Source organism: Rhodococcus triatomae (assembly GCF_014217785.1).
Classification (GTDB): domain Bacteria; phylum Actinomycetota; class Actinomycetes; order Mycobacteriales; family Mycobacteriaceae; genus Rhodococcus_F; species Rhodococcus_F triatomae.
Genome location: NZ_CP048814.1, coordinates 3,694,635 through 3,718,538 on the forward strand (window position 1 = coordinate 3,694,635; position 23,904 = coordinate 3,718,538).

Below are 23,904 nucleotides of genomic sequence, written 5' to 3' on the forward strand. Positions count from 1 at the left end.
TCGTATCCTGGGGGCATGAGCACCGCGATCGACCTGCGCGGGAAGAATCCCGGCCTTCCCGCCGACCGTGTCCACGACGTGCTGGGGGCGAGCATTCTGGCGGACGGATTCGACCTGGTCCTCGACCTCGACGAATCCCGGGGCAGCTGGCTGGTCGACCTGCGGGACGGCTCGCGCTACCTCGACATGTTCAGCTTCTTCGCATCCTCGGCACTGGGCATGAATCATCCCGACCTCACCGAGGAGAGGTTCCTCGCGGAGCTGGCAGCGGTCGCGGTGAACAAACCCAGCAACTCCGACGTCTACAGCGTGCCGATGGCACAGTTCGTGGAGACCTTCGTGCGAGTGCTCGGAGACCCGCGGTTGCCGCACTTGTTCTTCGTCGAGGGTGGGGGCCTGGCGGTGGAGAACGCGCTGAAGGCAGCGTTCGACTGGAAGAGCCGGCTCGAGGAGAACCGCGGCCACGGCCCTGCCTGTGGCACCCGGGTCCTCCACCTCACCGAGGCGTTCCACGGCCGGACCGGGTACACGATGTCGCTCACCAACACCGAGCCGATCAAGACCGACCGGTTCCCGAAGTTCGACTGGCCGCGTATCCCGGCCCCCTACCTCGCCGACGGCAGGGACGTGGCCGCGGACGAGCGGCACGCGCTCGCCCGAGCGGCGGCCGCGTTCGAGGAGTTTCCGCGCGACATCGCGTGTTTCCTCGCCGAACCGATCCAGGGCGAGGGAGGCGATCATCATTTCCGCCCCGAGTTCCTGCAGCAGATGCAGCGACTGTGCCACGAGCACGACGCCCTGTTCGTCCTGGACGAGGTCCAGACCGGATGCGGACTCACCGGGAGCACGTGGGCGTACCGCCAGCTGGGGCTCGAACCGGACATCGTCGCCTTCGGCAAGAAGACTCAGGTGTGCGGGATCATGGCCGGAGGGCGTCTCGACGAGGTGGCCGACAACGTCTTCACCGTCAGTTCGCGGCTGAACTCGACGTGGGGCGGCAATCTCACCGACATGGTGCGGGCGCGCCGCGTCCTCGAAGTGATCGAGCGCGACGGGCTCGTCGACCGTGCGGCTCGGCTCGGTCGGCACCTCCTCGGCGGGCTCGAGGAACTCGCCGCCCGGCATCCCGAGGTGACCGAACCGAGGGGGCGGGGCCTGATGTGCGCGTTCACCCTGCCGTCGACCCGTCGTCGCGACGAGGTGGTGACGACACTGCGCGAACGTGAGCATGTGCTCATCCTCCCGACCGGCAAGCGCGCCATACGGTTCCGGCCACCGCTCACGGTGTCGACCGGCGAACTCGACGCGGCGCTCGATGCGGTGTCCAGGGTGTTGCGCGGTACCGTGCAGGTATGACAGTCCCGCTCACCTCCGTCCCGAACCTGCGTGACATCGGAGGCTATCGATCCGCGGAAGGTGGGCGGGTCCGCCACGGCGTTCTCTACCGCTCGACGGACCTGAGCCGGCTCACCGAGCCGGACGAGCAGGAGTTCGCGCGGCTGAGGATCGCCACGGTATACGACCTGCGGACCGTGGACGAACGCACCGCGGCCCCCGACCGGCTCCCCGCCGGCACCAGGGCGCTGGACCTGGACGTGCTCGCGGACAAGCGACTTCGGGCCATCCCGGCGCAGATGCTGGCGGTGATCGCCGACCCCTCGATCGCGGATCGCGAGCTCGGTGGCGGCCGCGCCGAGGAGTACTTCGTGGGCAGCTACCGGGATTTCGTGACTCTGCCGAGCGCGGTGTCCGCGTACCGCGCGCTGTTCGGTGATCTCGCCGCCCTGCCCGACGATGGCCCCGCGCTGGTGCACTGCACCACGGGCAAGGACCGCACCGGATGGGCGACGGCATCGTTGCTGCTTCTCCTGGGAGTCGACGAGGACGACGTCTTCCAGGACTACCTGCTCACCAACGAGCTGCTCCTGCCCGCGCTGGGTGAGGTGTTCGAGCGGTTTGCCGCCGCGGGCGGCGATCCGGAGCTGCTCGAACCCGTGCTCGGAGTCCGGCCCGAGTACCTGCATGCCGCACTGGCCACGGTTCGCGAACACTTCGGCTCCATCGAGGGGTACTTCGGCACCGGCCTGGGGCTGGGGGAGGATGTTCAGACGGCGCTGCGGGAACGCCTGATCACGGCGTGACCGGCCAGCACGGCCGCAACTCCCGCCACATCGGCGACGAAGTCCCACACCGATCCGTGCCGACCGAGCGGTAGTGCCGCCTGGGCCAACTCCGTACCGGCGGCGAACGCGACCAACCATCCGGCGGTGACCGAGGGGCCGAACCGTGCGTAGAGCGACGCGGCGGCGAGAGCGGCGAACAGCAGGGCGTGGACCAGCTTGTCGGAGTGTTCGGGACCGGACGGGGTCGCGGAGGCGGGCGACAGCAGCATGACCAGAGCGATCGCGGTGAGTATCGCGACCGGGACGCGACGAGCGATCATCGCGGCGCGGCCGGTGCCGTTCCCGGGGAGACGGCATCGGTGACCGCGAGCCCGAGAGCGCCCTCCGCGAACCGGTGTACGGCTGCGATTCCCTCGTCCAGCAGGCCTCGTTCGCCCGCGCGAGCCCATCCGGTGAGCCTCCCCGTGCTCGGGTCGAGGACGAGCTCTGCCCGCAGTTCTCCTGTGGTGATGTCGCACACCGCCCAGGTGTAGGCGGCGTCGGCGGCCCAGTCGCGGATGCGTGTCGCCACGTAGTCGGGGTCGGTGATCCCGCCCTCGGCGAGCGCCGGCCTGTCGTCGACACGGTCGTCGGCGCGCAGCGAACGGAGATAGACCCGCCCGGCATTGACCTCGATCGGTTCCACGGTCAGTTGCCCTCCTTCGGGTCGCCGGATTCGAGGTTCCGGTCTCCGCGATGGTCGTCCCCACGCACCCTGCTCCCGAACAGGACCGCGCCGGTTGCCGGGATCAGCAGGAAGAACAGCCAGCTGTGATCGATCGGGACGAGGAAGAAGAGGGCGAGCGCCAGATACGGCATCAGCGCCATCACCGCGATCCGCCACCGGGTGCGGCCCGAGGCGGCCGGCTCCGGCGTGGGATCGTCGAACAGTGCCGGATCGTCGAACAGTGCGGGGGTCGACTCGGCAACCGGAAGGTCCTCGAAGAGCACGGCGAGGTCCGCACGCGTCGACGCGTGCGCGACGGCGAGGCTGCGCTCGTCGAACTCGGGGACGGTGAGCCGCCCCGCCGCGAAGTGCTCGCCGAGCGCGGTGAGCGCCTGCTCTCGTTCGGCGTTGCCGACTCGCACCCCGGGGACGTCCACCATGAGTTCACCCTAGCTTCGTGTGCGGTCACCGATGACCAGGTGCCCGGATAGGCGGACGACCCGGCCGCCTGGCCGGGTCGTCCCCGTATCGTGTGCGCCCTGCCAGGCCGCCGAACTACTCGATCGCGCTACTTGATCTCGGTGAGGACGGTGCCCTGGGTGATGGCGGCCCCGGCCTCGACGGCCAGGCCGGTCACCACACCCGACTTGTGGGCGTTGACCGGGTTCTCCATCTTCATCGCTTCGAGGACCGCGATGAGATCGCCCTCGGCGACTTCCTGACCCTCGGCCACGGCGACCTTGACGACGGTGCCCTGCATGGGCGCGGTGACCGCGTCACCGGAGGCGGCTCCACCGTGTGCGCCGCCCCGCTTGCGCGGCTTCGGCTTCTTCCGCACCACACCGGCGCCGCCCGCGCCGCTGCCCAGGGAGAACTGGCCCGGCAGCGACACCTCGACCCGGCGGCCACCGACCTCGACGACCACGTTCTGACGCGGCAGTCCGTCCTCGTCGTCGAGCGGCTCGCTGCCGGTGAACGGCGGGACCTGATTGTCGTACTCGGTCTCGATCCAGCGGGTGTGCACGTCGAACTTCGAGCCGTCACCGATGAAGGCCGGATCCGAGACGACGGCGCGGTGGAACGGAATGACCGTCGCCAGGCCCTCGACCACGAACTCGTCGAGAGCGCGCCGCGCCCGGGCCAGAGCCTGGTCGCGGGTGGCGCCGGTGACGATCAGCTTGGCGAGCATCGAATCGAACTGTCCACCGATGACACTGCCGGACTCGACACCCGAATCCATGCGCACACCGGGGCCCGTCGGCGGGGCGAACGTGGTGACCGGGCCGGGGGCGGGCAGGAACCCTCGCCCGGCGTCTTCTCCGTTGATACGGAACTCGAAGCTGTGGCCCCGCGGCGCCGGATCCTCGGTGATGTCGAGTTCCTCGCCGTTGGCGATCCGGAACTGTTCGAGCACCAGATCGATGCCGGAGGTCTCCTCGGTGACCGGGTGCTCGACCTGCAGGCGGGTGTTGACCTCGAGGAAGGAGATCAGCCCGTCCTGGCCGACCAGGTACTCGACGGTGCCGGCACCGTAGTACCCCGCCTCGCGGCAGATGGCCTTGGCGGAGGAGTGGATCTGGTCGCGCTGTTCGTCGGTGAGGAACGGCGCCGGTGCCTCCTCGACCAGCTTCTGGAAACGGCGCTGCAGCGAGCAGTCGCGGGTACCCGCCACCACGACGTTGCCGTGCTTGTCTGCGATGACCTGCGCCTCGACGTGGCGGGGCTTGTCCAGGTAGCGCTCGACGAAACACTCGCCGCGACCGAACGCCGCGACCGCCTCACGCGTGGCGGACTCGAACAGCTCGGGGATCTCCTCGAGGGTCCGTGCGACCTTCATGCCGCGTCCACCGCCGCCGAACGCGGCCTTGATCGCGATCGGCACGCCGTACTCGCGGGCGAACGCGACCACCTCGTCGGCATCCTTGACCGGGTCCGGGGTGCCGGGGACGAGCGGGGCGCCGGCCTTCATCGCGATGTGCCTGGCGGTGACCTTGTCCCCGAGGTCGCGGATCGACTGGGGCGACGGGCCGATCCAGATCAAGCCGGCATCCAGGACGGCCTGGGCGAACTCGGCGTTCTCCGACAGGAACCCGTAGCCGGGGTGGATCGCGTCCGCGCCGGACTTGGCGGCGGCGTCGATGATCTTGTCGATCACCAGGTAGGACTCCGCGGACGTCTGCCCGCCGAGTGCGAACGCCTCGTCCGCCAGCTTCACGAAGGGCGCGTCCGCGTCCGGTTCCGCGTAGACAGCGACACTGGTCAGACCGGCGTCCCTCGCTGCCCGGATGACCCGCACTGCGATCTCACCGCGGTTGGCAACGAGCACCTTCGTGATGTGCGCACTGGCATGACTAGGCACTGAGCCTCCTGTGGTTCTCATGGTCGTCTCCGCAGGTGCGCTGGAGCAGCCGGACCTGCGGACGGTTACGGGCGTCACATCGGAGTGTAAGCACTGCTGCGGCGGCCACTGTAACCGGATAGGCACCTACACGGTATGCCTCACCCGACGCCGCGCAACTCTACCGACGGGTAGCCTTCCGCAGCCCTGGCGAGCGATTCGCGCAGCGCCGCCACCCACTGCTCCACGGCGGGGCCGGCGAGGGCGTTCGCGGGATACCGCACGGCCAGATTCACCCCACGCGGTGTGCGGTTGACCCACGCGTACACGTCGTGGGTGAACTGGCGGGAGCGCAGGGCACGGGCGTTCCATCGCGGCCACTCCCGGGACCGTGGCGTCGACCGCAGATCGAGATAGGACACCACGAACCGGGGCCGGATCGGTGTGTCGAGCAGTTCTTCCACCCGTTCGAACGGCACGGCACCGGCCGGGCGGACGTCGCGTACGGCACGGGACGCCCGCTGCGCGACCGCGGCGAAGCCTCCGTCGCCGACCTCGAACCGAACGGGCGCGAGTCCGACGAACCACCCCAGGGACGATAGCCACGCGGGGTCGTCGCGAGTGTGGACGGGGACGACGGTGCGGAACTCCCGCTCGTCCGCGACCCGGCGACCCGCCAGGCCGGCGCATGCGAGGATCCCGGCGAAGAAGCCGGCCCCCGCGTCACGCGCGGCCGCGGCGAACCGGTCGGCGGAGTCCTCGTCGAGAACCCACTCGGAGAGGCTGCGCTGTGGCGCGTCGGTGCGTGCGCCGATCGGCAGCGGGAACTCTGCGAGACCGTCGGTGAGTTCGCGCCGCCACAGCTCCACCGCCGCGCACGCGGGATCGACTTCCGTCTCCCGTTCCCGGGCGCCGAAGTCGACGTAGCTCCCCGTTGCCGGGAGTCCGGCCGGCCCGCCGCCGCGTGCCTGCCGGTACAGCGACGACAGTTCGTGGGCGACGAGCACGACGGAGTATCCGTCGATGAGCGAATGGTCCGCGGCGAAGAGCACCGTGAACCCGCCACGGTCCCGGGTCGCGTCCAGCCCCGTCTCGTTCCACCCCGTCTCGTCCACCATGCGGTGTTCGATCGTCGCGAGTGCATACGACGGCCAGGTGTGCGGCGAGGCGGTGACGTCGAAAATGCGTTGCAGGACAATCGAGTTGGTTTCCGAGTCCGCGCACTCGTGCACTCGTGCCGCCGCCTGGACCGCCCCGGGGGCGAGGGTGCGGCGCCGGGTACCGGCGATGTCGAGGGCGGTGTGCGAGCGGAGAACTTCGTGTCGTGCAACCCATTCCGCGACCGCGGCGGCGAATGCGGTCGCATCCCATTCGTCGTGGACCTCGAATGCCGCCCCGAGCCACGACGGACGCGATCGGCCGGCGTGGAATCTGCGCAGATGCGCCTCGTGGATGTACGACGCGGGACGCGGGTCGTCCCTCCACTCGCCGTCGGCACACGGATGCCATCGGGTGAGTATCCCCGGGGGAACCGGGTAGTCGCCGAGTTCGGTGAACTCCATCAGTCGCGTAGATGCCGCTTGATACGTGCGAGCATCGCCGAGATCCCGCGCAGCCGCAGGGGACTCACCGCCTCGGCCAGACCGAGGTCGGCGTAGAAGTCGTCGGGTACCGCGAGGATCTCGGCAGCGCTGGAGCCGTCCAGACCCTGGTGCAGGATCGAGGCGAAGCCACGGGTGGTGGGGGCCTCGGCCGGAGCGCTGAAATGCAGGCGCACGTGGCCGCGGTCGCTGGCATCGACCGACAGGAACAGTGGCGACTGGCATTCGGGCACCGGCTCCATCGATGCCTCCACCAGATCGGCGGGCAGGGGCGGCAGCTCCCTGCTGAACTCGAGGAGGAGCGTGAGCTTGTCCTGACCGTCCACGGCGGCGAAGTCGTCGACGATCTCGGCGAGTGAGTCGGGGAGAGCGGTCATGACCGAGCAGGTACCTTGCCCGGCTCCTCGCCCTTGGCGATGGGCACCCGCACCGCGTTGCCCCACTCGGTCCACGAACCGTCGTAGTTGCGGACGTCCGGATGGCCGAGCAGGTGGGTGAGCACGAACCACGTGTGGCTGGACCGCTCGCCGATCCGGCAGTAGGCGATCACCGAATCCGCGGCATCGACACCGCCGTAGATCTCGTCCAGTTCGGCGCGGGAGCGGAAACGGCTGTCCTGCGCCGCGGCCTTGGCCCACGGAATGCTCACCGCGGTGGGGATGTGCCCCCCACGCAGTGCGCCCTCTTCCGGGTAGTCCGGCATGTGGGTGCGCTCGCCCGTGTACTCCTGGGGCGAACGCACGTCGATGAGGGGGCCGGTACCGAGATGGGTGAGGACGTCGTTCTTGAACGCGCGGATCGGGGCATCGGCACGTTCGACCACCGGGTAGCCGGTGCTGGTCGTCTCCGGGACGTCGAAGGCGGTGTCGCGGTTCTCGGCGATCCACGCGTCGCGTCCGCCGTCGAGCAGCCGGACGTCCTCGTGCCCGAAGAGCGTGAACACCCACAACGCGTAGGCGGCCCACCAGTTGCTCTTGTCCCCATAGATCACGACCGTGTCGTCACGGCGAATTCCCTTGCGGTCCATCAACTCGGCGAACTGTTCGCCGGTGATGTAGTCGCGGGTCACCGGATCGTTGAGATCGAGGTGCCAGTCGACCTTGACCGCTCCCGGGATGTGGCCGACGTCGTACAGCAGGACGTCCTCGTCCGACTCCACGACCTTCAGGCCCGGCGCACCCAGATTCGCCGACAGCCACTCCGTCGAGACGAGCCGATCGGGGTGGGCGTACGCGGCGAACGCGGGATGGGGATCTGGTGCAACGGGCACGGGCAGGCTCCTGGAGGACGAGGTGACGGTTCCCCACGATTCTAGGCCACGCTCACACCACCGGCGCCTCGTCCAGGCGCAGCGCGCGGGTCGGGTCCGCCACCGGCGTCACACCGCGCTCGCAGATCGACTCGAGGAACCTGCGCAGCGTGGTGAGGAACGATTCGACGGTGGCCCGGGCGACGGGTGTGTCCGGGAACCGGGATCGCAGGGCCAGCCCCCGGTTCGTGCGGGAGATCCAGAACTGGGCGTCGTCGGCGACGGTCACGTTGCTCACGTGATGAGCGTTGAGCATCTCGTGGTCGTCGGTGCCCGGCAGGCGGCGGTAGTCGATGTAGGAGACCATGAACACGTCGGTGCGGGTGCGGCGGTAGCCGTCTCCCAGTGCCTTGCCGACCTGGGCCATCGACACCCCTCCCAGGGTGAGGGCGGTGCGGAACGAGGCGTGCGTGTTGGCCAGGGACGCCTGGAAGTCACCGTCGGTGCTGATCTCGACGGTGAGCGGTGCGCTGGTGGTCAGCCAGCCGAGGGCGTTGGCCCACTGCGGATTCCGGCGTGTGTGCAGGGGGAACTGCAGGGGCATGCGGCGGGAGCCACTGATCTCGTGGATCGCCGAGCCCATGGCGGTGAGCACTCCGGTGAACAGGCTGCCGCCCGAATCCAGGCAGATCTGCTCGAACCGCTCGGTGCCCGCGGCGTCGAGCAACGGCCGGACGTCCGCGCCTTGCGGGGCGGGCACACCTGCCTCCACGCCGAGATCCAGCGGGAAGCTGGGAGCGGTACCCCCGCACCGGCTGTAGAAGCGGGCCCACTCGCGGACCCGAGGGTCGGCGACGTCGGTGACGGGCGCCTCGGCCTCCTGCCGGCAGTACCGCAGGAAACTGCCGGGATCGCCGAGTTCGACGTGCAACGCCGGGTCCGGCTCGACCCCGGCCTGGCAGGACTCGTAGATGCGACGTAGCTCCCCGAGCGCAATGACCAGCGAGTACCCGTCCACCAGTGTGTGGTCGAACGCGCTCACCACGGTGTAGTGGGAGTCGCGTTCGATCGTCGCGAACGTGTAGGCGGGGAACGTCAGCGGATCGCAGACCTCGGTGAACCGTTGCCGCAGGTGATCGCGCAACCCGGCCGCCGTGTCGACGGCCAGCGGAGTGGACGAGCGCAGCTCGACGTGTTCCGGGTCGAGACCGACCCGGCGGATCCCGGCGGAATCGGCGTGGAAGCCGGTCTGCAGGGTGTCGTGCCGTCGGATGAAGTAGCGCAGTGCCCGCTCGAGCGCCGGGCGATCCAGGGTGCCGGGCAGATCGAAGGCCGCGGCCATCCACACGCTCCGCCCGACCCCGTGCGTGCGTGCCGTGTCGAGATGGAATCTCTGGTTGTACGAGGGCGGGAGCGGCGAGTCCGCGACAGAGTTGCTGGTGACGGACCATTCCGTGACCACGCCCGGCTCGACGAGGTACCTGTCGATCGAGGTTACGTGCACTGTGTCATCCCGCCGATCCGATGTGGTAGTCACCTTCGCGTGCAACGGTTCTCATGATCTCGGAAACGCGGCCGGCGTAGGCCGCGACCGATGCGTGCGCGGTCTCGGTATCGGGATGGGAGATGGCCATCCAGGTACCCTCCAGCACGCGATTGACCCAGATCGACGCGATCTGGGTGTCCTTGCCGCCCACCAGGCCCGTCGCCCGGGTCGTCACATAGCTCTCGGTCTGCGGCAGCCTGCGCCCGTCGATGTACGACAGGATCGGCGGCGGCGTCAGCGCGGTCGGTGCGGCGGCCGCGACGGCGGGCGCCTGCGCCAGCACCGTCTCGATCACCTGCTGCACCGAGACGTCGCCGAGCGTCTTGCCGTCGCGGTATGCCTTCTGGGCGGTGGCGGCGAGATCGGTGAAGGTCTCGGCCCCGTCCAGTTCGACGGCCACCGGGACGAGATTGATGAACCACCCCTGTGACCAGAAGTTGGTCTCCCCGCGAGTCGTGAGCGGCGACAACGCGAGGTATCGGTCGCGCCCGGCGAGCTCGTGTTCGGTGATCGCCAGCGCGGCGAACACACCGCCGATGAAGTTCGAGCCGTGCGCCTTGCACACCGCACCGAACTGCTCGCACTCGTCCGCCAGGTCGAAGCGGCTTCCGATCGCGGGCGCGGGCCCGTCCGCGACTCCGAGATCCAGGGGGAATCCGGGGAACGAGCCACCGGTGCGCGCCAGGTAGCCCAGCCAGCCCTGTACCTCGGGCGACTCGAGGGTCAGCGCCGCCGCCCGCTCTCGCTCGCGGCCGCTGTACTCGACGTAGCTCCCGGGATCGGGGAGTTCGGGAGTCGTTCCGTCGATCTCGGCCTGGTAGGCGATCCGGATCTCGGCGAACATCAGGATCATCGACTGCATGTCGGTATGTGCGTGATCGACGGCGTGGAAGAGCGTGAAACCCTCTGCCGTGTCGGGGAACCCGGAGTCGGCGTCCTCGGGGGCCACCGCATGCTCGATCGCGCCGAAGACGAACGCGGGCCATCCCAGGGCGCTGGTCTCGTTCGCGAAGCGAGCGCCCACGTACTCGCGCACCTGCTCCGGCGTGGACATCTCGGGGCCGTCGACGACGGTGAGGGTGAAGTGCTCGGGCGCCACCACGTGGCGTCGTATCGCGTTGGACTTGTCGGTCGGATCCGCAGCCGGGTCCGCGAAGGAGAACCAACTGTGCAGCGTGTCGTGGCGTTCGACGTACCGCCGCAGCGTGCGTGCCATCGCGTCGGCGTCGAGCTTGCCGGGAAAGTCGAACGCGATCCCGATCCAGGGGGACTGCGCCTCGTTGTTGTTCGCCGCCAGCTGGGCGCGTCGCAGGTGCCGCTCCTGCATGGTTGTCGGTGGCGCGGGATCGATCGGCGCCTGGGCTGCGGAACGGGCGTCGGCATCCGACACCTTCCACTCCACGACCCGTCCGGGTCGCGGCTCCCAATGCGTGATCAAGTTCAAGTCCATCGAGCGGGCTCCTGGGAACTAGTGAGGATGTGAGGCGGGCAAGATGGATGAGTGACGTCGAGTGACGAGCGATGCCGCCCACATTCAGGATGAGGCACCGGGCGACCGCGCGTGAAGGCTGCTGAGTATGAGCTTAGTAACAGCTGATAATCCTCGACCCCGCGTTTCGAAGCGATTATCCCGTCATCCTCCGACCTGTGTCGCCCACGACAGAAGTGCACTTGACTTCTATCACACCGCACGAACGCCGAGGGTTCTCTACCCTGGTGCCGGTGCTGAACCGGCAGAGTGCGACGCGGACGACCTGGGCGGCGTGGTTGGGGCTCGCGACGAGCCTGACCGCGGTGTTCATGCAACTACTCGATGCGACGATCGTGAACGTCGCGCTCCCGAGCATCGCCGTCGATCTCGACGCGCCGGTGTCGATGCAGTTGCTCATGGTCAGCGTCTACACGCTGGCCTTCGCATGTTCCCTGATCACGGCGGCGCGTCTCGGTGACATCCTCGGTCGCCGCCGGGTGTTCCTCACTGCACTGGCGGCGTTCGTGATCGCCTCCGTGCTGTGCGGCATCGCGCAGGATGCGCCCACCCTGGTGGTGTCCCGCGCCGTGCAGGGCCTGGCAGCGGGATCCATGTCCGCGCAGACTTTCGCGATCATCTCCGGGCTGTTCCCCAAATCCCGGCACCCTCGGGTGTTCGGGATATACGGCGCGACGATCGGCCTCGCCACCATTTCCGGGCCCCTCGTCGGTGGCCTACTCATCGAGTGGAATCTCCTCGATCTGGGCTGGCGCCTGATCTTCCTGGTCAATCTCCCGATCGGTATCGCGGCGCTCGTCGTCGGATACTTCTTTCTCGTCGACGCGAAATCGGAGGAAAAGCGCACATTGGACGTCGTCGGCGCGGTGTTGTCCGCTGCCGGATTGTTCCTGCTGATCTTTCCGCTCGCCGAAGGCCGGGAACGGGGGTGGCCGGTTCCGCTGGTGGTGATGCTCGCCTGTTCCGTCCCGGTGCTGCTGGCGTTCGTCGTCTACGAATACCGGCTGGGCCGCCGCGGCGGCGATCCCGTGTTGAAACTGGAACTGTTCACGGACCGGGCGTTCGCCCTCGGCGCCGCCATCGCCTTCGTCTTCTTCGGCACCCTCGCGTCCCTGATCTTCACCATCTCGCTCACCCTCCAGTTCGGTTTCGGGTTCTCGCCCCTGCGCGCCGGAGTGATGACGCTTCCGTGGGCGCTCGGGATGGGTCTGGCCGCCCTCGCGTCGTCCTTCGTCTACAAGCGGGTCGGCAACCTCGTGCTCCCCACCGGTATGGCTCTGTTCTTCGGTTCGCTGCTGTCGCTGTCCTACATCCTCGAGCAGGAGGGCACGGATCCGCGCTGGCTGGCGATGGCGGGCCCGTTGCTGCTCGGCGGCGCCGGACTGGGTCTGTTCGTCGCGCCGCTGCAGACCGCGATCCTCGCCACGGTGCAGCCCCGGCACGCCGGTGCCGTCTCCGGGCTGCTTCCCACCGTGCAGCAGGTGGGCAGCTCGATCGGTCTCGCCGTCATCGGCGTGGTCTTCTTCAACCTGGTGGCCGGGCAGGCCGCGCCCGCCGTCGAATCGCAGCGCCCGGCCATGGTCGCGGAGCTGGAAGCGATCGGTGTTCCCGCACCCCTGGTGCCGCGGGCGGAGTCCACGTTCGTCGACTGCGCCACGACACAGCTCGGGTCGACGTCGCCGATGCAGGTTCCCGAGGACTGCCGGCCCGATGCGCTGGCCGCCGGCGTCCCCGGTGGCGCGGACGCCGATCCGGCGCAGGAACGGATCCGTGAGGAGGCGATCGCCGCGGCTGCGGCATCGACCCGGGCAGCGGCGGGAGTGGCGTTCCTCGAGGCCGAACGCCGCGTGCTGTGGATCATCTCGGTGGTCGCGGTGCTCGTCGGTGCCGCCACGTTCGCCCTGCCACGCCGCAACCGCAACGTCGAGGAGATGGACGTCGAGGGCGGCGAGGACGGGGACCCCGGGAGCGGAGAAGCCGATCCGGTGTCCACCGCACCTGCCGTCTCCGGACAGCCGTCGGCGGACCCGCTCAGCTAGGGGCGGGGGAGTCCCGCCACAGCGCGGCGACGTCGACGCCGAGACGCGCCAGCAGACTGCGTACCAACGGCAGCCCGATGCCGATCACGCTGGACGGATCACCCTCGATCCGCTCGACGAACCATCCACCGAGGCTGTCCAGGGTGAACGCGCCGGCGACCTGCAGCGGCTCGCCACTGGCGAGGTACGCCTCCAGCTCGTCCGGCGACGGATTCCCGAAATGGACGGTGGTCGCGCTGTGGTCGGCCTGCTCGGCCACCGCGGCGCCCTCCTCCACCCGGATCACACAGTGGCCCGTGAGGAGTACGGCGCTGTGCCCGGCCATCGATCGCCAACGCTCTCGTGCGACCCCGGCCGTTCCGGGTTTGCCCTGCAACGCGCCGTCGATCGACAACATCGAATCGCATCCGACGACGACGCAGTCCGCGGCGATGCCGGGATCGAGGCGCGGGATCACCTCGCGTGCCTTGGCGCGGGCCAGCTCCGTCACCACCCGTTCGGGGGTGGTGTCACCGAGTGCCTCGACGAGGGCGTCCTCGTCGACACCGGAGACCAGGACCGCCGGCTCGATCCCCGCGCTGCGGAGCACCGCGAGACGAGCCGGCGAGGCCGAAGCGAGTACCAGCGGTGGCACCGGCCTAGAACCGGTGCGCGTGGGGGAACGAGTAGGGCGAGAACGGGGCGGCACCGCGGTGCAGCCGGGTGGGTTCGCCCCAGGTCTCCGGTGGGCGGGCCGCCTCGACGACCGGAACCGACGTGGCCGCCGCGGCCGCGAGTACCGCCACGATCGCCGCGACGTCGGCGTCGGTCGGGGCGCCTTTCACGATCCGGATCTGCGGGGCGTCCGCGGTCGCGTCCACGGGATCGGTTCCCTCCGTCGGTGCGGGTGCGCTGTCGGTGTCCGCCACGACCGCGCCGTTGACGGTCGTGCCGAACTCGGCGACCTCGTCGCCGACGGGTGCGTCGACGACCACACCCTCGCCGGTCCTGAGAATGTCCGTGTAGGTGCTCACAGGGGAATGTTCCCATGCTTCTTCGGGGGCAGGGACACCATCTTGCGTTCGAGCAGACGCAGTGCGGACACGATCTGGCCGCGAGTGTGCGACGGCGGGATGACCGCATCGACGTATCCGCGCTCCGCGGCGACGTACGGGTTGACGAGGGTGTCCTCGTATTCGCTCTGCAGTTCCAGCCGCAGCGCGTCGACGTCCTCGCCGTTCTTCGCGGCCTCGAGCAGCCGCTTGCGGTACACGAACCCGACCGCCCCGGAGGCGCCCATGACCGCGATCTGCGCCGTCGGCCAGGCGAGGTTCACATCGGCGCCCATGTGCTTGGACCCCATCACGTCGTACGCGCCGCCGTACGCCTTCCTGGTGATGACGGTGATCTTGCCGACCGTGGCCTCCCCGTACGCGTACAGCAGTTTCGCCCCGCGCCGGATGATGCCGTTGTACTCCTGATCGGTGCCCGGAAGGAACCCCGGGACGTCGACCAGCGTGATGATCGGAACGTTGAACGCGTCGCAGGTACGGACGAACCGGGCCGCCTTCTCCGAGGCGTCGATGTCGAGACACCCGGCGAACACCGTGGGCTGGTTCGCCACGATTCCCACCGACCGGCCGTCGACCCGGCCGAACCCGATCACGATGTTGCCGGCACGCTCGGCCTGGACCTCGAGGAACTCGTCGTCGTCGAGGATCCGGCGGATCACCTCGTGGATGTCGTACGGCTGGTTCGCACTGTCCGGAATGAGAGTGTCGAGCTCGAGGTCCTCGGCGGTGAGGTTGTCCGCGATGGCACCGTCGATCGGATCGGTCGGCAGCATCCGGGGTGCGGCGGCCTGGTTGTTGCTCGGCAGGTAGCTCAGCAGATCCTTGACGTAGTCCAGGGCGTCCTGTTCGCCGGACGCGACGTAGTGGGCGACACCGGACTTGACCATGTGGGTGTGTGCACCACCGAGGTCCTCCATCGTCACGTCCTCGCCGGTGACCGTCTTGATCACGTCGGGGCCGGTGACGAACATCTGCGAGGTCTGGTCGACCATCACGACGAAGTCGGTGAGGGCGGGGGAGTACACGTGTCCGCCTGCGGCGGGGCCCATGATCAGTGAGATCTGTGGGATCACGCCGGATGCGCGGACGTTGCGGTGGAAGATCTCCCCGTACAGGCCGAGCGAGACGACGCCCTCCTGGATGCGGGCGCCTGCACCCTCGTTGATGCCGATCAGCGGCCGGCCGGTCTTGATCGCCAGGTCCATGACCTTGACGATCTTCTCGCCGTAGATCTCTCCGAGGCTGCCACCGAACACCGTCGCGTCCTGCGAGAACACGCAGACCTCGCGGCCGTCGACGGTGCCGTATCCGGTCACCACGCCGTCACCGACGGGCCGGTTCTCGCCGAGACCGAAGTTCGTGGAGCGGTGCCGCGCGAGCGCGTCGAGCTCGACGAACGAACCCTCGTCGAGCAGGGCCGTGATTCGCTCCCGCGCGGTCAGTTTGCCCTTCGCGTGCACCTTCTCGACCGCGGCCTCACCCGAGGGGGCCATCGCCTGGGCCTGTCGATTACGCAGGTCGGCCAGTTTTCCGGCGGTCGTGTGGATATCAGGCGCAGGGGTGGTCTGTGGCGCCGACGGCTCCTGAACTGTGGTCATGACAGGTGAGCTTAACGATCCGGTGGGGTCTCTTGCCAAGAGAGGTCCCGCCCGGCGCCCCCTGTGAGCCAAGTTACTCGGGAGTATGTTTCCGCTGGCAGCTTAGGGTGGAGGAATGTGGACCGACCTGAATCGACCCCCGTTGGACGCCGATGCGCTGCGCCGAGCACTGGTTCGTGAACCGGAAACCGGCGATCCTCGCGCCTTCTGGACTCGACTCGACGTGGTGGCCGAGACCGGGTCGACGAATGCGGATCTGCTCGCGCGCGCCGCGACCGAGGACTGCGACCGACACGTGCTGCTGGCGGAGTTCCAGGGCAGCGGCCGGGGCCGGCACCAGCGCACCTGGGTCAGCCCGGCCCAGGCGCAGATCGCCCTGTCCGTGTTGCTCACGATGCGGGGCCTGGGCCCGTCCGACATGGGCTGGCTGCCGCTGCTCGCCGGGGTGGCGGTGGTGGACGCGCTGCGCGCGGTCGCCGAGGTGCCCGCCGAATTGAAGTGGCCCAACGACGTGCTCGTCGGCGGCCGCAAGGTCGCCGGAATCCTCGCCGAGGTCGCCACGGTGTCCCCGGATCCCGCGGTCGTGGTGGGCGTCGGCCTCAACGTCAGTCTCGCCGAGGACGAGCTCCCGGTCCCGGAGGCGACCTCGCTGGCTCTCGAGAACGCCGCGGTCCGCGATCGCGACACCCTGGTCCGAGCGCTGTTGCGGGAGCTGGCCGACCGGTGGCAGCAGTGGCACGACGCGGACTGGGACGTCACCGAACTCGCCGCTGCCTACCGCGAGCGGTGCGTCACCCTCGGTGCCCGGGTGCGGGCCGTACTCCCCGGGGACCGGGAGATCGTCGGAGTGGCGGTCGACATCGACGGCGACGGTCGGCTCGTCGTCCGTGGGGCCGACGGTGTGGACACCGCGGTGGCCGCGGGCGACATCACCCACCTGCGCCGCGAGGACGGGGAACTGGCGTGACACACGTGACGTGTGTGACCCCGGTGGTTCCCGGTCGGGTCTGACGGCGGCACACTCGAGACATGGGATACCCGGAAGACGCGCTCGCCGGCGACGAGGAACTGATCCTCCACCGGCATCCGCACTGGAAGATGCTGCTCGTGCCGGCGATCACCTTCGTGCTCGCCACGGCGCTCGCGGGGTTCGGGCTCGGCCTCGCCGACGGTGGTCTGGACGGCTCCGGGCACACGGCGGCGGTCGCGGCGATCGCGGCGGTGTGGCTCGCCGTGGTGTGCTGGCGCACGGTACCGCCGCTGTTGCGGTGGAAGTTCACCCACTTCATCGTCACCGACCGGCGGGTGCTGATCCGGGAAGGCGTCCTCACCCACTCCGGAATCGACATCCCGGTCGCTCGTATCAGCAACGTCCAGTTCCGGCACGGGCCGATCGACCGGATTCTGCGTACCGGCACGCTGGTGATCGTCGCCGCGTCCGACGACCCGCTCGAGTTCGACGACATACCCGAGGTCCAGCGGGTGCACGGATTGCTCTACCACCAAGTGTTCGACGCGACGGACGTGCGGGGCGAGCGGCGAGGGGACACGTGGTGAGCGGGTCACACGCCCACCACCTCGTCGCCCGCCCTGTGACACCCTGTGTGGGTGACCGCCGTACTGCTTGCCGAGGACGATGAAGCCATCGCTGCGCCACTCTCCCGCGCGCTCGGGAGGGAGGGATACGACGTCACCGTCGAGCAGACCGGCCCGAGTGCCCTCGAGCGGGCGCTCGAGGGTTCCTACGACCTGCTCATCCTCGATCTCGGACTGCCGGGAATGGACGGCCTCGAGGTGTGCCGGCAGGTGCGCGCGCACCGCTCCGATCTGGCTGTTCTGATGCTCACCGCCCGCACCGACGAGGTGGACTTCGTCGTCGGCCTGGACGCGGGCGCCGACGACTACGTCGGCAAGCCGTTTCGTCTGGCCGAGCTCATGGCCCGGGTGCGGGCTCTGCTGCGTCGTCGTGGCGGGACGGAGGACTCGACCGTGGAGGTGGGCGACATCAGGCTGGAGCCGGCGGCGCGCCGGGTCCTGGTCTCGGGCACCGAGGTGGCGTTGGCGAACAAGGAGTACGAGTTGCTGCGGGTGCTGCTCGAGCACGCCGGGCAGGTCGTGTCCCGGGACACGATCCTCCAGGAGGTCTGGGGCGACGTGGACCTGCGCGGATCGAAAACCCTCGACATGCACATGTCCTGGTTGCGCCGCAAGATCGGTGACGAGGGCCCGGTCGCCGAGCGTCGGATCGCCACCGTGCGCGGAGTCGGCTTCCGCTTCAACGCCGACTAGACGCTGCCGTGCGCCGCCGCATCCTCCAGTCGATCCTCGGGGTCGTCATCCTCATCGGGATCGTTCTCGGTGCACCGTTGATCTACACCGCCTGGCTGTGGGTCGAGGACATCACTCGCAGCGACCTCCAGGCCCGTCTCGAGCGGATGGCGTCCGAGGTGGTCGATCAGGAGGGTGTCAACGGGGTCGTCGAGGGCGAGCTCGACACGACGGCGCTGCGGTTCCTCACTCCCGGCGACGGCCACCTGGTCGTCGTCTACCCGTCCACCTCCGATCCTGCGGCCCGGGTCGACATCGGTCAGGGGTTCGTCTCGGCTCCGTTGGTCGAGTCGCTCTCCATGGGCACCTCCGGGTCGCTACGCCTGGAAGTGCCGTCGGGCCCGATGCGGACCCAGCAGTGGCAGGCGGTCGGGGCGGTGGCTCTCGTGGTGCTCGCCTCGATGGCGGCGGGTACCGCTGTGGCCGTGCTGACCGCGCGCAGGCTGTCCGATCCGTTGCTCGACGTCGCGGACCGCGCCGCCCGGCTGGGCGAGGGAGACTTCCGCCCCGATGCCCGAAGGCACGGGATTCCGGAGCTGGATCGGGTCTCGGACGTACTCGATTCGGCGACGGTGGAGATCTCCGGACGGCTGCAACGCGAACGGGCGCTCGTCGCCGACGTCTCGCACCAGCTCCGGTCCCGGCTGACCGCCGTCCGGCTCCGCCTCGACGAGCTGTCCGTGCATCCCGACCCGGACGTGGTGCTCGAGGCCAACGAGGCGATGGCGCAGGTCGATCGGCTCACGGTGGCGATCGACGAGCTCGTGCGTTCCTCGCGCAACACCGGGACGGAGACTCAGGTGTCCGTGGTGAGCGAACTCGGTGGGGTCATCGAGGACTGGAACCCGCCGTTCCGGGATGCGGGTCGCGAGCTCGTTCTGCGCGGGGACGCGGATCTGCAGGCGTCGACGACCGGTTCACGGTTGCGGGAGGCCGTGGCGGTGCTGGTGGACAACGCCCTGGTGCACGGTGGCGGCGATTGCACCGTGTCGGTCCGGCTGATCCAGGGTGTGGTGCGCGACGGGTCACCGCGTGAGTCGATGGTGTGCGTCGAGGTGTCGGACGAGGGCGAGGGCGTGAGCAACGACCTGGCCCCCCACATCTTCGACCGGGGGTTCTCCGGCGCCGGGTCGACCGGGGTCGGACTGGCGCTCGCCCGCGCGCTCATCGAGGCGGACGGGGGACGGCTCGAGCTCCAGCGCCGCCGGCCCGCGCTGTTCGCGGTGTTCCTCCCGACGGTGCGCGATGCCCCACCCTCGCGCGAGCGCGAACCCCGGTAGGCCGCGGGACTCAGGTGTGGTCGAGTTCGCCCCTGCCGAGGGGGTCGGCGTGGTCGTCTCTGCCGAGGGGGTCGGCGTGGTCGTCTCTGCCGAGGGGGTCGGCGTGGTCTCCCTCACCGAGGGGAGCGGCACCGGGCTCGAGGTGGGACTCGACGATCGCACCGTGTTCCTCGGGGAATACGAAGCGCCGGAACGCCCAGAACCGGAACGCCATCTGCAGCAGGTTGCCGATCACGTAGGCGCTGACGAAGTCGGCGATGTTCTCCGTCGTCAGGCTCACGTCGGGCACACGCAGGTTGAAGACGTAACTGGAGATGTAGAGCGGAACGAAGCTGAGCACGACGCCGATGCCGCTGACGCCGAAGAACAGGAACGCCTCGTGGTGGCGCTCGCGTCCGCCGCGGTTCTTGAACGACCATTCGCGGTTGAGGATGTACGACGCGATAACCGCGACCACCCCCGCGATGATCTTGGCGGTGACCGGTTTCGACTCGAGGATCGACAGCTTCAGCGTGTAGAAGATGACCGAGTCGATGACGAAGGTGGTCCCCCCCACGATCGCAAACTTGACCAGTTCCGCGTGACGTAGCGCAAGGTCCCGGAAGGGCTGGGGTACGCGGGAAATGACCCCTTCGACAAATGACACAACAGTTGAGTGTACGAAAACGACCTGCGATTCAACCAACGGGTGGGGAAATCATCAGCACAATCTCAGGAACTCCGGGGGAGTACCTCGCTGACCTGGGGCGGGCCGGAGCATGACACCATGGAGCGGTGACACGCTCTTCGGATCCCGCCCGTCCCACTCGTGAATCCGCTCCCGGTCCGGCCCGTGACGTCCCCTCGGGCGCACCGGTGGTGACGATGATCGGCGGCGGGCAACTCGCCCGGATGACCCATCAGGCCGCCGTCGCGCTGGGCCAGTCCCTGCGGGTGCTCTCGGGCACCGCCGGTGAACCGGCCGCGCTCGTGAGCCCGGACGTGGTGCTCGGCAGCCACACCGACCTCGACGCACTGCGCCGGGCCGCCGTGGGCGCGCATGCGCTCACCTTCGACCACGAGCACGTCCCCACCGAGCATCTCGACGTCCTCGTCGCGGAGGGTGTCAACGTCCAGCCGCCGCCGCAGGCGCTCGTGTACGCGCAGGACAAGCTCGCGATGCGACGCAAGCTGCGGGAGCTGGGTGCGCCTGTGCCCGAGTTCGCCGAGGTGACCTGGGCGGAGGACGTGCAGAAGTTCGGTGCCGAACACGGGTGGCCGGTCGTGATCAAGGCGGTGCGCGGCGGCTACGACGGACGTGGGGTGTGGATCACCGGCGACCCGGAGGAGGCCGAACGGATCGTGGCTCGCGAACTCGACCGGGGCGTGGCGCTGATGGTCGAGCAGAAGGTGGAGATGCGGCGCGAGCTGTCGGCGATGGTCGCCCGGTCCCCGTTCGGGCAGGGCGCCACCTGGCCGGTCGTCGAGACCGTGCAGCGCGACGGACAGTGTGCGGTCGTGCTGGCCCCGGCGCCGGAGCTGTCCTCCGCGGTGGCCGAGGAGGCCGAGGAACTGGCGTTGCGGATCGCGTCCGTGCTCGGTGTCGTCGGCGCGATGGCGGTGGAGCTGTTCGAGACCGTCGACGGCGACCTGGTGGTGAACGAGCTCGCGATGCGTCCGCACAATTCCGGGCACTGGACGATGGACGGCGCGCGGACCTCCCAGTTCGAGCAGCACCTGCGAGCGGTCCTGGACTACCCCCTCGGTGACACGTCGGCGCTCGTGCCACTCACGGTGATGGCGAACGTCCTCGGAGCGGAGACGGCTCCGGAGATGAGCATGGACGAACGGGTGCACCACCTGTTCGCCCGGATGCCGGACGCGAAGGTGCACCTGTATCACAAAGGGGAGCGGCCGCACCGCAAGATCGGCCACGTGAACCTCGTCGGTGGAGCAGGATCGATCGACGACCCCGAGTACGTCGCCGCATTGCGGGAACGCGCGGAGCGTGCGGCACACTGGCTCTCGCACGCGGAGTGGACCGACGGCTGGGACGAGCATGCAGGAGACGGCAACGGTGAGTGAGCAGCAGGGGCCCCGTGTCGGGCTGATCATGGGGAGCGACTCGGACTGGCCCACGATGGAGGCGGCCGCGCTGGCGCTGGCCGAGTTCGAGGTCGCGTTCGAGGTGGGTGTGGTGTCGGCGCACCGCACACCGCAGCGCATGCTCGACTACGCCGGTGACGCGGCAGGCCGGGGAATCCAGGTGATCATCGCCGGCGCAGGCGGCGCGGCGCACCTCCCCGGCATGGTGGCGTCGGCGACGCCACTCCCCGTGATCGGAGTTCCGGTGCCGCTGAAGTACCTCGACGGCATGGACTCCCTGCTGTCGATCGTGCAGATGCCCGCCGGAGTGCCCGTCGCGACCGTGTCGATCGGCGGTGCCCGCAACGCCGGTCTGCTCGCGGTGCGGATCCTCGGCGCCTCGGACCCCGCCCTGCGGGAACGGATGACGGCATTCCAGAGCGGGCTCGAGCAGATGGTGCTGGAGAAGGACCGCGCTCTGCGGGAACGACTGCTCGGCTGACCCGGCGGATCGGGTGACGCGGTTGTCGGCGGGGCGGTCCAAGCGGTTCGCCCCTGCGGAGCGGTGGTACCGGTGGAGTGCGCGGCACTACGTCTGGATCGACCGGCTGATCGCTGCGGCGCTCACCCTGCTCTGCGCGGTGAGTACCGCCGACGGCAGTGTCGGCGCCCTGGTCGTGTCGCTGGGAATGACGGTGCCTCTGGCCTGGCGGCGCTCGCACGTCGTGGCCTCGGGTGGACTGGTGGCGGCGTTCGCGATCGCGCACCTGATCGTGATCCCGGAGATGCTGCAGCCCTCGGCGATCGCGGTCCCCATCTCGTTGTACGCCCTCGCCGCCTACGGTCCGCGGTGGAGCAGCCATGCGGGGCTGGCGCTCGCCGTCGCGGGCGCGGCGGCCGCCGCGGTGCTCTCCTTCGATTCGGAGTTCCGGACCTGGGAATCGCTCGCGATCAACATCGCACTGCTCGTCGTGTTCGCCGTCGCGGTGTGGGCGTTCGGAGATCTGCGGCGGGTGCGGATGAAGGAGATCGAGGGGCTCACCGAGCGCGCCCGGCTGCTCGAACTCGAACGTGAGCAGGAAGCCGAACTCGCCGCGGTCAACGAGCGCACCCGGATCGCACGCGAGATGCACGACATCGTGGCACATTCGTTGACCGTCGTCATCGCCCAGGCGGACGGTGGCAGATACGGTGCCGCCCAGGATCCGAGGGCGGCGATCGCGGCGCTCGAGACCATCTCGGCGACCGGCAGGCAGGCCTTGACCGACATGCGGGCTCTGCTCAGTGTGCTGCGGGACGACGAGGCTCGCACCTTCGCGTCCACGCCGGGGATCGACGACATCCCGACCCTCGTGGACGAGATGGGCGCCGGGGGACCGGATGTCGCGCTGGCGGTCTCGGGTACGCCACGGGCGGTGTCCGTCGGTGCCGGACTGACCGCCTACCGCATCGTGCAGGAATCGCTCACCAACGTCCTCAAGCATGCCGGCCCGGGCGCGCGGGCGCGGGTTCTGCTCGACTGGACCGGGCGCGGGCTGGAGGTGAGCGTCCACGACGACGGTCGGGGTGCGGCCGCACTGGTCGAGTCGTCGCCGGGCGGCCAGGGCCTGATCGGGATGACGGAGCGGGCCCGACTGCACGGCGGGACGCTCCACGCCGGTCCGGCCGCCGGTGGGGGCTTCCGGGTCGCGGCGCGACTTCCGTACGACGAGGCATAGGGTGGCTGTCGTGGACGAGATCCGGGTCGTGCTCATCGACGACCAACAGCTGGTGCGGGCCGGGTTCCGCATGGTGATCGACTCGCAACCGGACCTCACCGTGGTCGCGGAGGCCTCCGACGGGAGGGAGGGGCTCGACGTGCTCTCCCGGGTTCCGGCGGACGTCGTGCTGATGGACATCCAGATGCCGAGGCTGGACGGGATCGAGGCGACCCGCCGGCTCGCCGAACGTGAGGACGCCCCGAAGGTGGTCGTGCTCACCACGTTCGAGAACGACGAGTACGTGATGTCGGCGATCAGTGCGGGCGCGAGCGGGTTCCTGCTCAAGGACGTTCCGCCCGAACAACTCCTCGGGGCACTGCGGACGGTGTACCGCGGCGACGCCGTGGTCGAGCCGCGTTCGACGCGCAAGCTCCTCCGGCACGTGGGTCCGATGCTGGACTCGGGTCCGGTGCCCCGGTTGCCGGAGGACCTCACTCCCCGCGAGGTGGAGGTGCTCGAGGCGATGGCCCACGGGTTGTCCAACACGGAGATCGCCCGAAAGTTCACCGTCTCCGAGACGACCGTGAAAACCCATGTGGGAAGGGTGCTCTCGAAGACGGGTTCGCGGGATCGGGTGCAGGCAGTGGTGTTCGCCTTCCGGGTCGGCCTGGTACGACCGAACGATCTGCTCGACTCGCCAGGGGGATGAACCCGGAGCCCGGCGTCCTACCGTGGGAGGACGCCGGGCATCGCGAGATCGTCCCTCCCTCCGACGCGGAAAGTCGTTGACC

24 protein-coding genes are annotated in these 23,904 nt (G+C 69.3%); 11 read left to right on the top strand and 13 right to left on the bottom strand.

Features of this window, described 5'->3' with window-relative positions:
• Positions 1-15: 15 nt before the first annotated feature.
• Positions 16-1,356, top strand: coding sequence for an L-lysine 6-transaminase (gene lat, locus G4H71_RS17590; protein ID WP_072736550.1), 1,341 nt, complete (start codon positions 16-18; stop codon positions 1,354-1,356).
• Positions 1,353-2,141, top strand: coding sequence for a tyrosine-protein phosphatase (locus G4H71_RS17595; RefSeq protein ID WP_072736549.1), 789 nt, complete (start codon positions 1,353-1,355; stop codon positions 2,139-2,141). Before lat ends, G4H71_RS17595 begins: the two co-directional genes overlap by 4 nt.
• Here G4H71_RS17595 and G4H71_RS17600 read toward each other — a convergent pair.
• The 9 genes from G4H71_RS17600 to G4H71_RS17640 all read right to left on the bottom strand — a co-directional run bounded on the left by G4H71_RS17600 (position 2,105) and on the right by G4H71_RS17640 (position 11,013).
• Positions 2,105-2,443, bottom strand: a complete 339-nt coding sequence (locus G4H71_RS17600; protein WP_072736548.1) for a hypothetical protein — start codon at positions 2,441-2,443, stop codon at positions 2,105-2,107. The two genes, G4H71_RS17595 and G4H71_RS17600, sit on opposite strands and share 37 nt — an antisense overlap.
• Positions 2,440-2,808 (bottom strand): hypothetical protein, encoded by a 369-nt coding sequence (locus G4H71_RS17605; RefSeq protein ID WP_072736547.1) that lies wholly within the window; start codon positions 2,806-2,808, stop codon positions 2,440-2,442. The genes G4H71_RS17600 and G4H71_RS17605 overlap by 4 nt, the downstream gene beginning before the upstream one ends.
• A 2-nt stretch (positions 2,809-2,810) precedes the next feature.
• Positions 2,811-3,269, bottom strand: a complete 459-nt coding sequence (locus tag G4H71_RS17610; protein WP_072736546.1) for a DUF1707 SHOCT-like domain-containing protein — start codon at positions 3,267-3,269, stop codon at positions 2,811-2,813.
• Positions 3,270-3,397: 128 nt separating this feature from the next.
• Positions 3,398-5,188 carry an acetyl/propionyl/methylcrotonyl-CoA carboxylase subunit alpha gene (locus G4H71_RS17615; protein ID WP_072736545.1) on the bottom strand — a complete coding sequence of 597 codons (1,791 nt, stop codon included), beginning with the start codon at positions 5,186-5,188 and terminating at the stop codon, positions 3,398-3,400.
• A 140-nt stretch (positions 5,189-5,328) separates the two neighbouring features.
• Positions 5,329-6,729, bottom strand: coding sequence for a condensation domain-containing protein (locus G4H71_RS17620; protein ID WP_072736544.1), 1,401 nt, complete (start codon positions 6,727-6,729; stop codon positions 5,329-5,331).
• The gene (locus G4H71_RS17625) at positions 6,729-7,145 is read right to left on the bottom strand and encodes a SufE family protein (protein WP_072736543.1); all 417 of its coding nucleotides are present in this window, start codon (positions 7,143-7,145) and stop codon (positions 6,729-6,731) included. Before G4H71_RS17625 ends, G4H71_RS17620 begins: the two co-directional genes overlap by 1 nt.
• Complete coding sequence (locus G4H71_RS17630) at positions 7,142-8,038, bottom strand: sulfurtransferase (protein WP_072736542.1); 897 nt, start codon at positions 8,036-8,038, stop codon at positions 7,142-7,144. Before G4H71_RS17630 ends, G4H71_RS17625 begins: the two co-directional genes overlap by 4 nt.
• 52 nt (positions 8,039-8,090) lie before the next feature.
• Complete coding sequence (locus G4H71_RS17635; RefSeq protein ID WP_072736541.1) at positions 8,091-9,521, bottom strand: condensation domain-containing protein; 1,431 nt, start codon at positions 9,519-9,521, stop codon at positions 8,091-8,093.
• 4 nt (positions 9,522-9,525) lie between these two features.
• The gene (locus tag G4H71_RS17640) at positions 9,526-11,013 is read right to left on the bottom strand and encodes a condensation domain-containing protein (protein ID WP_072736540.1); all 1,488 of its coding nucleotides are present in this window, start codon (positions 11,011-11,013) and stop codon (positions 9,526-9,528) included.
• Between the two features lie 266 nt (positions 11,014-11,279).
• Between G4H71_RS17640 and G4H71_RS17645 the strand changes: the two genes are divergently transcribed.
• Positions 11,280-13,091: an MFS transporter gene (locus G4H71_RS17645; RefSeq protein ID WP_371842135.1), complete on the top strand. Its 1,812-nt coding sequence runs from the start codon at positions 11,280-11,282 to the stop codon at positions 13,089-13,091.
• Here G4H71_RS17645 and G4H71_RS17650 read toward each other — a convergent pair.
• The 3 genes from G4H71_RS17650 to G4H71_RS17660 are packed head-to-tail and all read right to left on the bottom strand — an operon-like array spanning position 13,084 to position 15,741.
• Positions 13,084-13,725 (bottom strand): Maf family protein, encoded by a 642-nt coding sequence (locus G4H71_RS17650; RefSeq protein WP_072736539.1) that lies wholly within the window; start codon positions 13,723-13,725, stop codon positions 13,084-13,086. The two genes, G4H71_RS17645 and G4H71_RS17650, sit on opposite strands and share 8 nt — an antisense overlap.
• A 4-nt stretch (positions 13,726-13,729) precedes the next feature.
• Positions 13,730-14,104: an acyl-CoA carboxylase epsilon subunit gene (locus tag G4H71_RS22825; RefSeq protein ID WP_307718296.1), complete on the bottom strand. Its 375-nt coding sequence runs from the start codon at positions 14,102-14,104 to the stop codon at positions 13,730-13,732.
• Positions 14,101-15,741 carry an acyl-CoA carboxylase subunit beta gene (locus G4H71_RS17660; protein ID WP_072736538.1) on the bottom strand — a complete coding sequence of 547 codons (1,641 nt, stop codon included), beginning with the start codon at positions 15,739-15,741 and terminating at the stop codon, positions 14,101-14,103. Before G4H71_RS17660 ends, G4H71_RS22825 begins: the two co-directional genes overlap by 4 nt.
• A gap of 115 nt (positions 15,742-15,856) precedes the next feature.
• Here G4H71_RS17660 and G4H71_RS17665 point away from each other — a divergent pair, with 115 nt between their 5' ends.
• From G4H71_RS17665 to G4H71_RS17680, 4 genes are all read left to right on the top strand, one after another.
• Complete coding sequence (locus tag G4H71_RS17665; protein WP_072736537.1) at positions 15,857-16,708, top strand: biotin--[acetyl-CoA-carboxylase] ligase; 852 nt, start codon at positions 15,857-15,859, stop codon at positions 16,706-16,708.
• Between the two features lie 62 nt (positions 16,709-16,770).
• Positions 16,771-17,298 (top strand): PH domain-containing protein, encoded by a 528-nt coding sequence (locus G4H71_RS17670; protein ID WP_072736536.1) that lies wholly within the window; start codon positions 16,771-16,773, stop codon positions 17,296-17,298.
• Positions 17,299-17,349: 51 nt separating this feature from the next.
• Positions 17,350-18,030, top strand: a complete 681-nt coding sequence (locus tag G4H71_RS17675; protein ID WP_072736683.1) for a response regulator transcription factor — start codon at positions 17,350-17,352, stop codon at positions 18,028-18,030.
• 8 nt (positions 18,031-18,038) lie between these two features.
• Positions 18,039-19,349, top strand: coding sequence for a sensor histidine kinase (locus G4H71_RS17680; RefSeq protein WP_072736535.1), 1,311 nt, complete (start codon positions 18,039-18,041; stop codon positions 19,347-19,349).
• A gap of 10 nt (positions 19,350-19,359) precedes the next feature.
• Here G4H71_RS17680 and G4H71_RS17685 read toward each other — a convergent pair whose 3' ends face one another.
• Positions 19,360-19,995 (bottom strand): GtrA family protein, encoded by a 636-nt coding sequence (locus tag G4H71_RS17685; protein WP_083342941.1) that lies wholly within the window; start codon positions 19,993-19,995, stop codon positions 19,360-19,362.
• 218 nt (positions 19,996-20,213) lie between these two features.
• On the opposite strand from G4H71_RS17685, the gene G4H71_RS17690 reads away from it, so the two are divergent.
• Genes G4H71_RS17690 through G4H71_RS17705 form a run of 4 tightly spaced genes read left to right on the top strand, consistent with a single transcriptional unit; the run spans position 20,214 to position 23,822 of the window.
• Positions 20,214-21,413 (top strand): 5-(carboxyamino)imidazole ribonucleotide synthase, encoded by a 1,200-nt coding sequence (locus tag G4H71_RS17690; RefSeq protein WP_246442932.1) that lies wholly within the window; start codon positions 20,214-20,216, stop codon positions 21,411-21,413.
• Positions 21,388-21,915, top strand: coding sequence for a 5-(carboxyamino)imidazole ribonucleotide mutase (gene purE / locus G4H71_RS17695; protein WP_072736533.1), 528 nt, complete (start codon positions 21,388-21,390; stop codon positions 21,913-21,915). The genes G4H71_RS17690 and purE overlap by 26 nt, the downstream gene beginning before the upstream one ends.
• Before the next feature lie 13 nt (positions 21,916-21,928).
• Positions 21,929-23,131: a sensor histidine kinase gene (locus tag G4H71_RS17700; protein ID WP_246442019.1), complete on the top strand. Its 1,203-nt coding sequence runs from the start codon at positions 21,929-21,931 to the stop codon at positions 23,129-23,131.
• Position 23,132: 1 nt separating this feature from the next.
• Positions 23,133-23,822 (top strand): response regulator, encoded by a 690-nt coding sequence (locus G4H71_RS17705; RefSeq protein ID WP_139183186.1) that lies wholly within the window; start codon positions 23,133-23,135, stop codon positions 23,820-23,822.
• The last annotated feature ends 82 nt before the right edge of the window (positions 23,823-23,904 follow it).

Excerpts from the sequence above, each read along its gene's own strand:
- G4H71_RS17660 (WP_072736538.1), bottom strand. The coding sequence starts at position 15,741 with ATGACCACAGTTCAGGAGCCGTCGGCGCCACAGACCACCCCTGCGCCT.
- G4H71_RS17670 (WP_072736536.1), top strand. The coding sequence starts at position 16,771 with ATGGGATACCCGGAAGACGCGCTCGCCGGCGACGAGGAACTGATCCTC.
- G4H71_RS17640 (WP_072736540.1), bottom strand. The coding sequence starts at position 11,013 with ATGGACTTGAACTTGATCACGCATTGGGAGCCGCGACCCGGACGGGTC.
- G4H71_RS17610 (WP_072736546.1), bottom strand. The coding sequence starts at position 3,269 with ATGGTGGACGTCCCCGGGGTGCGAGTCGGCAACGCCGAACGAGAGCAG.
- G4H71_RS17600 (WP_072736548.1), bottom strand. The coding sequence starts at position 2,443 with ATGATCGCTCGTCGCGTCCCGGTCGCGATACTCACCGCGATCGCTCTG.
- G4H71_RS17690 (WP_246442932.1), top strand. The coding sequence starts at position 20,214 with ATGATCGGCGGCGGGCAACTCGCCCGGATGACCCATCAGGCCGCCGTC.
- G4H71_RS17625 (WP_072736543.1), bottom strand. The coding sequence starts at position 7,145 with ATGACCGCTCTCCCCGACTCACTCGCCGAGATCGTCGACGACTTCGCC.
- purE (WP_072736533.1), top strand. The coding sequence starts at position 21,388 with ATGCAGGAGACGGCAACGGTGAGTGAGCAGCAGGGGCCCCGTGTCGGG.
- lat (WP_072736550.1), top strand. The coding sequence starts at position 16 with ATGAGCACCGCGATCGACCTGCGCGGGAAGAATCCCGGCCTTCCCGCC.
- G4H71_RS17620 (WP_072736544.1), bottom strand. The coding sequence starts at position 6,729 with ATGGAGTTCACCGAACTCGGCGACTACCCGGTTCCCCCGGGGATACTC.
- G4H71_RS17595 (WP_072736549.1), top strand. The coding sequence starts at position 1,353 with ATGACAGTCCCGCTCACCTCCGTCCCGAACCTGCGTGACATCGGAGGC.
- G4H71_RS17665 (WP_072736537.1), top strand. The coding sequence starts at position 15,857 with ATGTGGACCGACCTGAATCGACCCCCGTTGGACGCCGATGCGCTGCGC.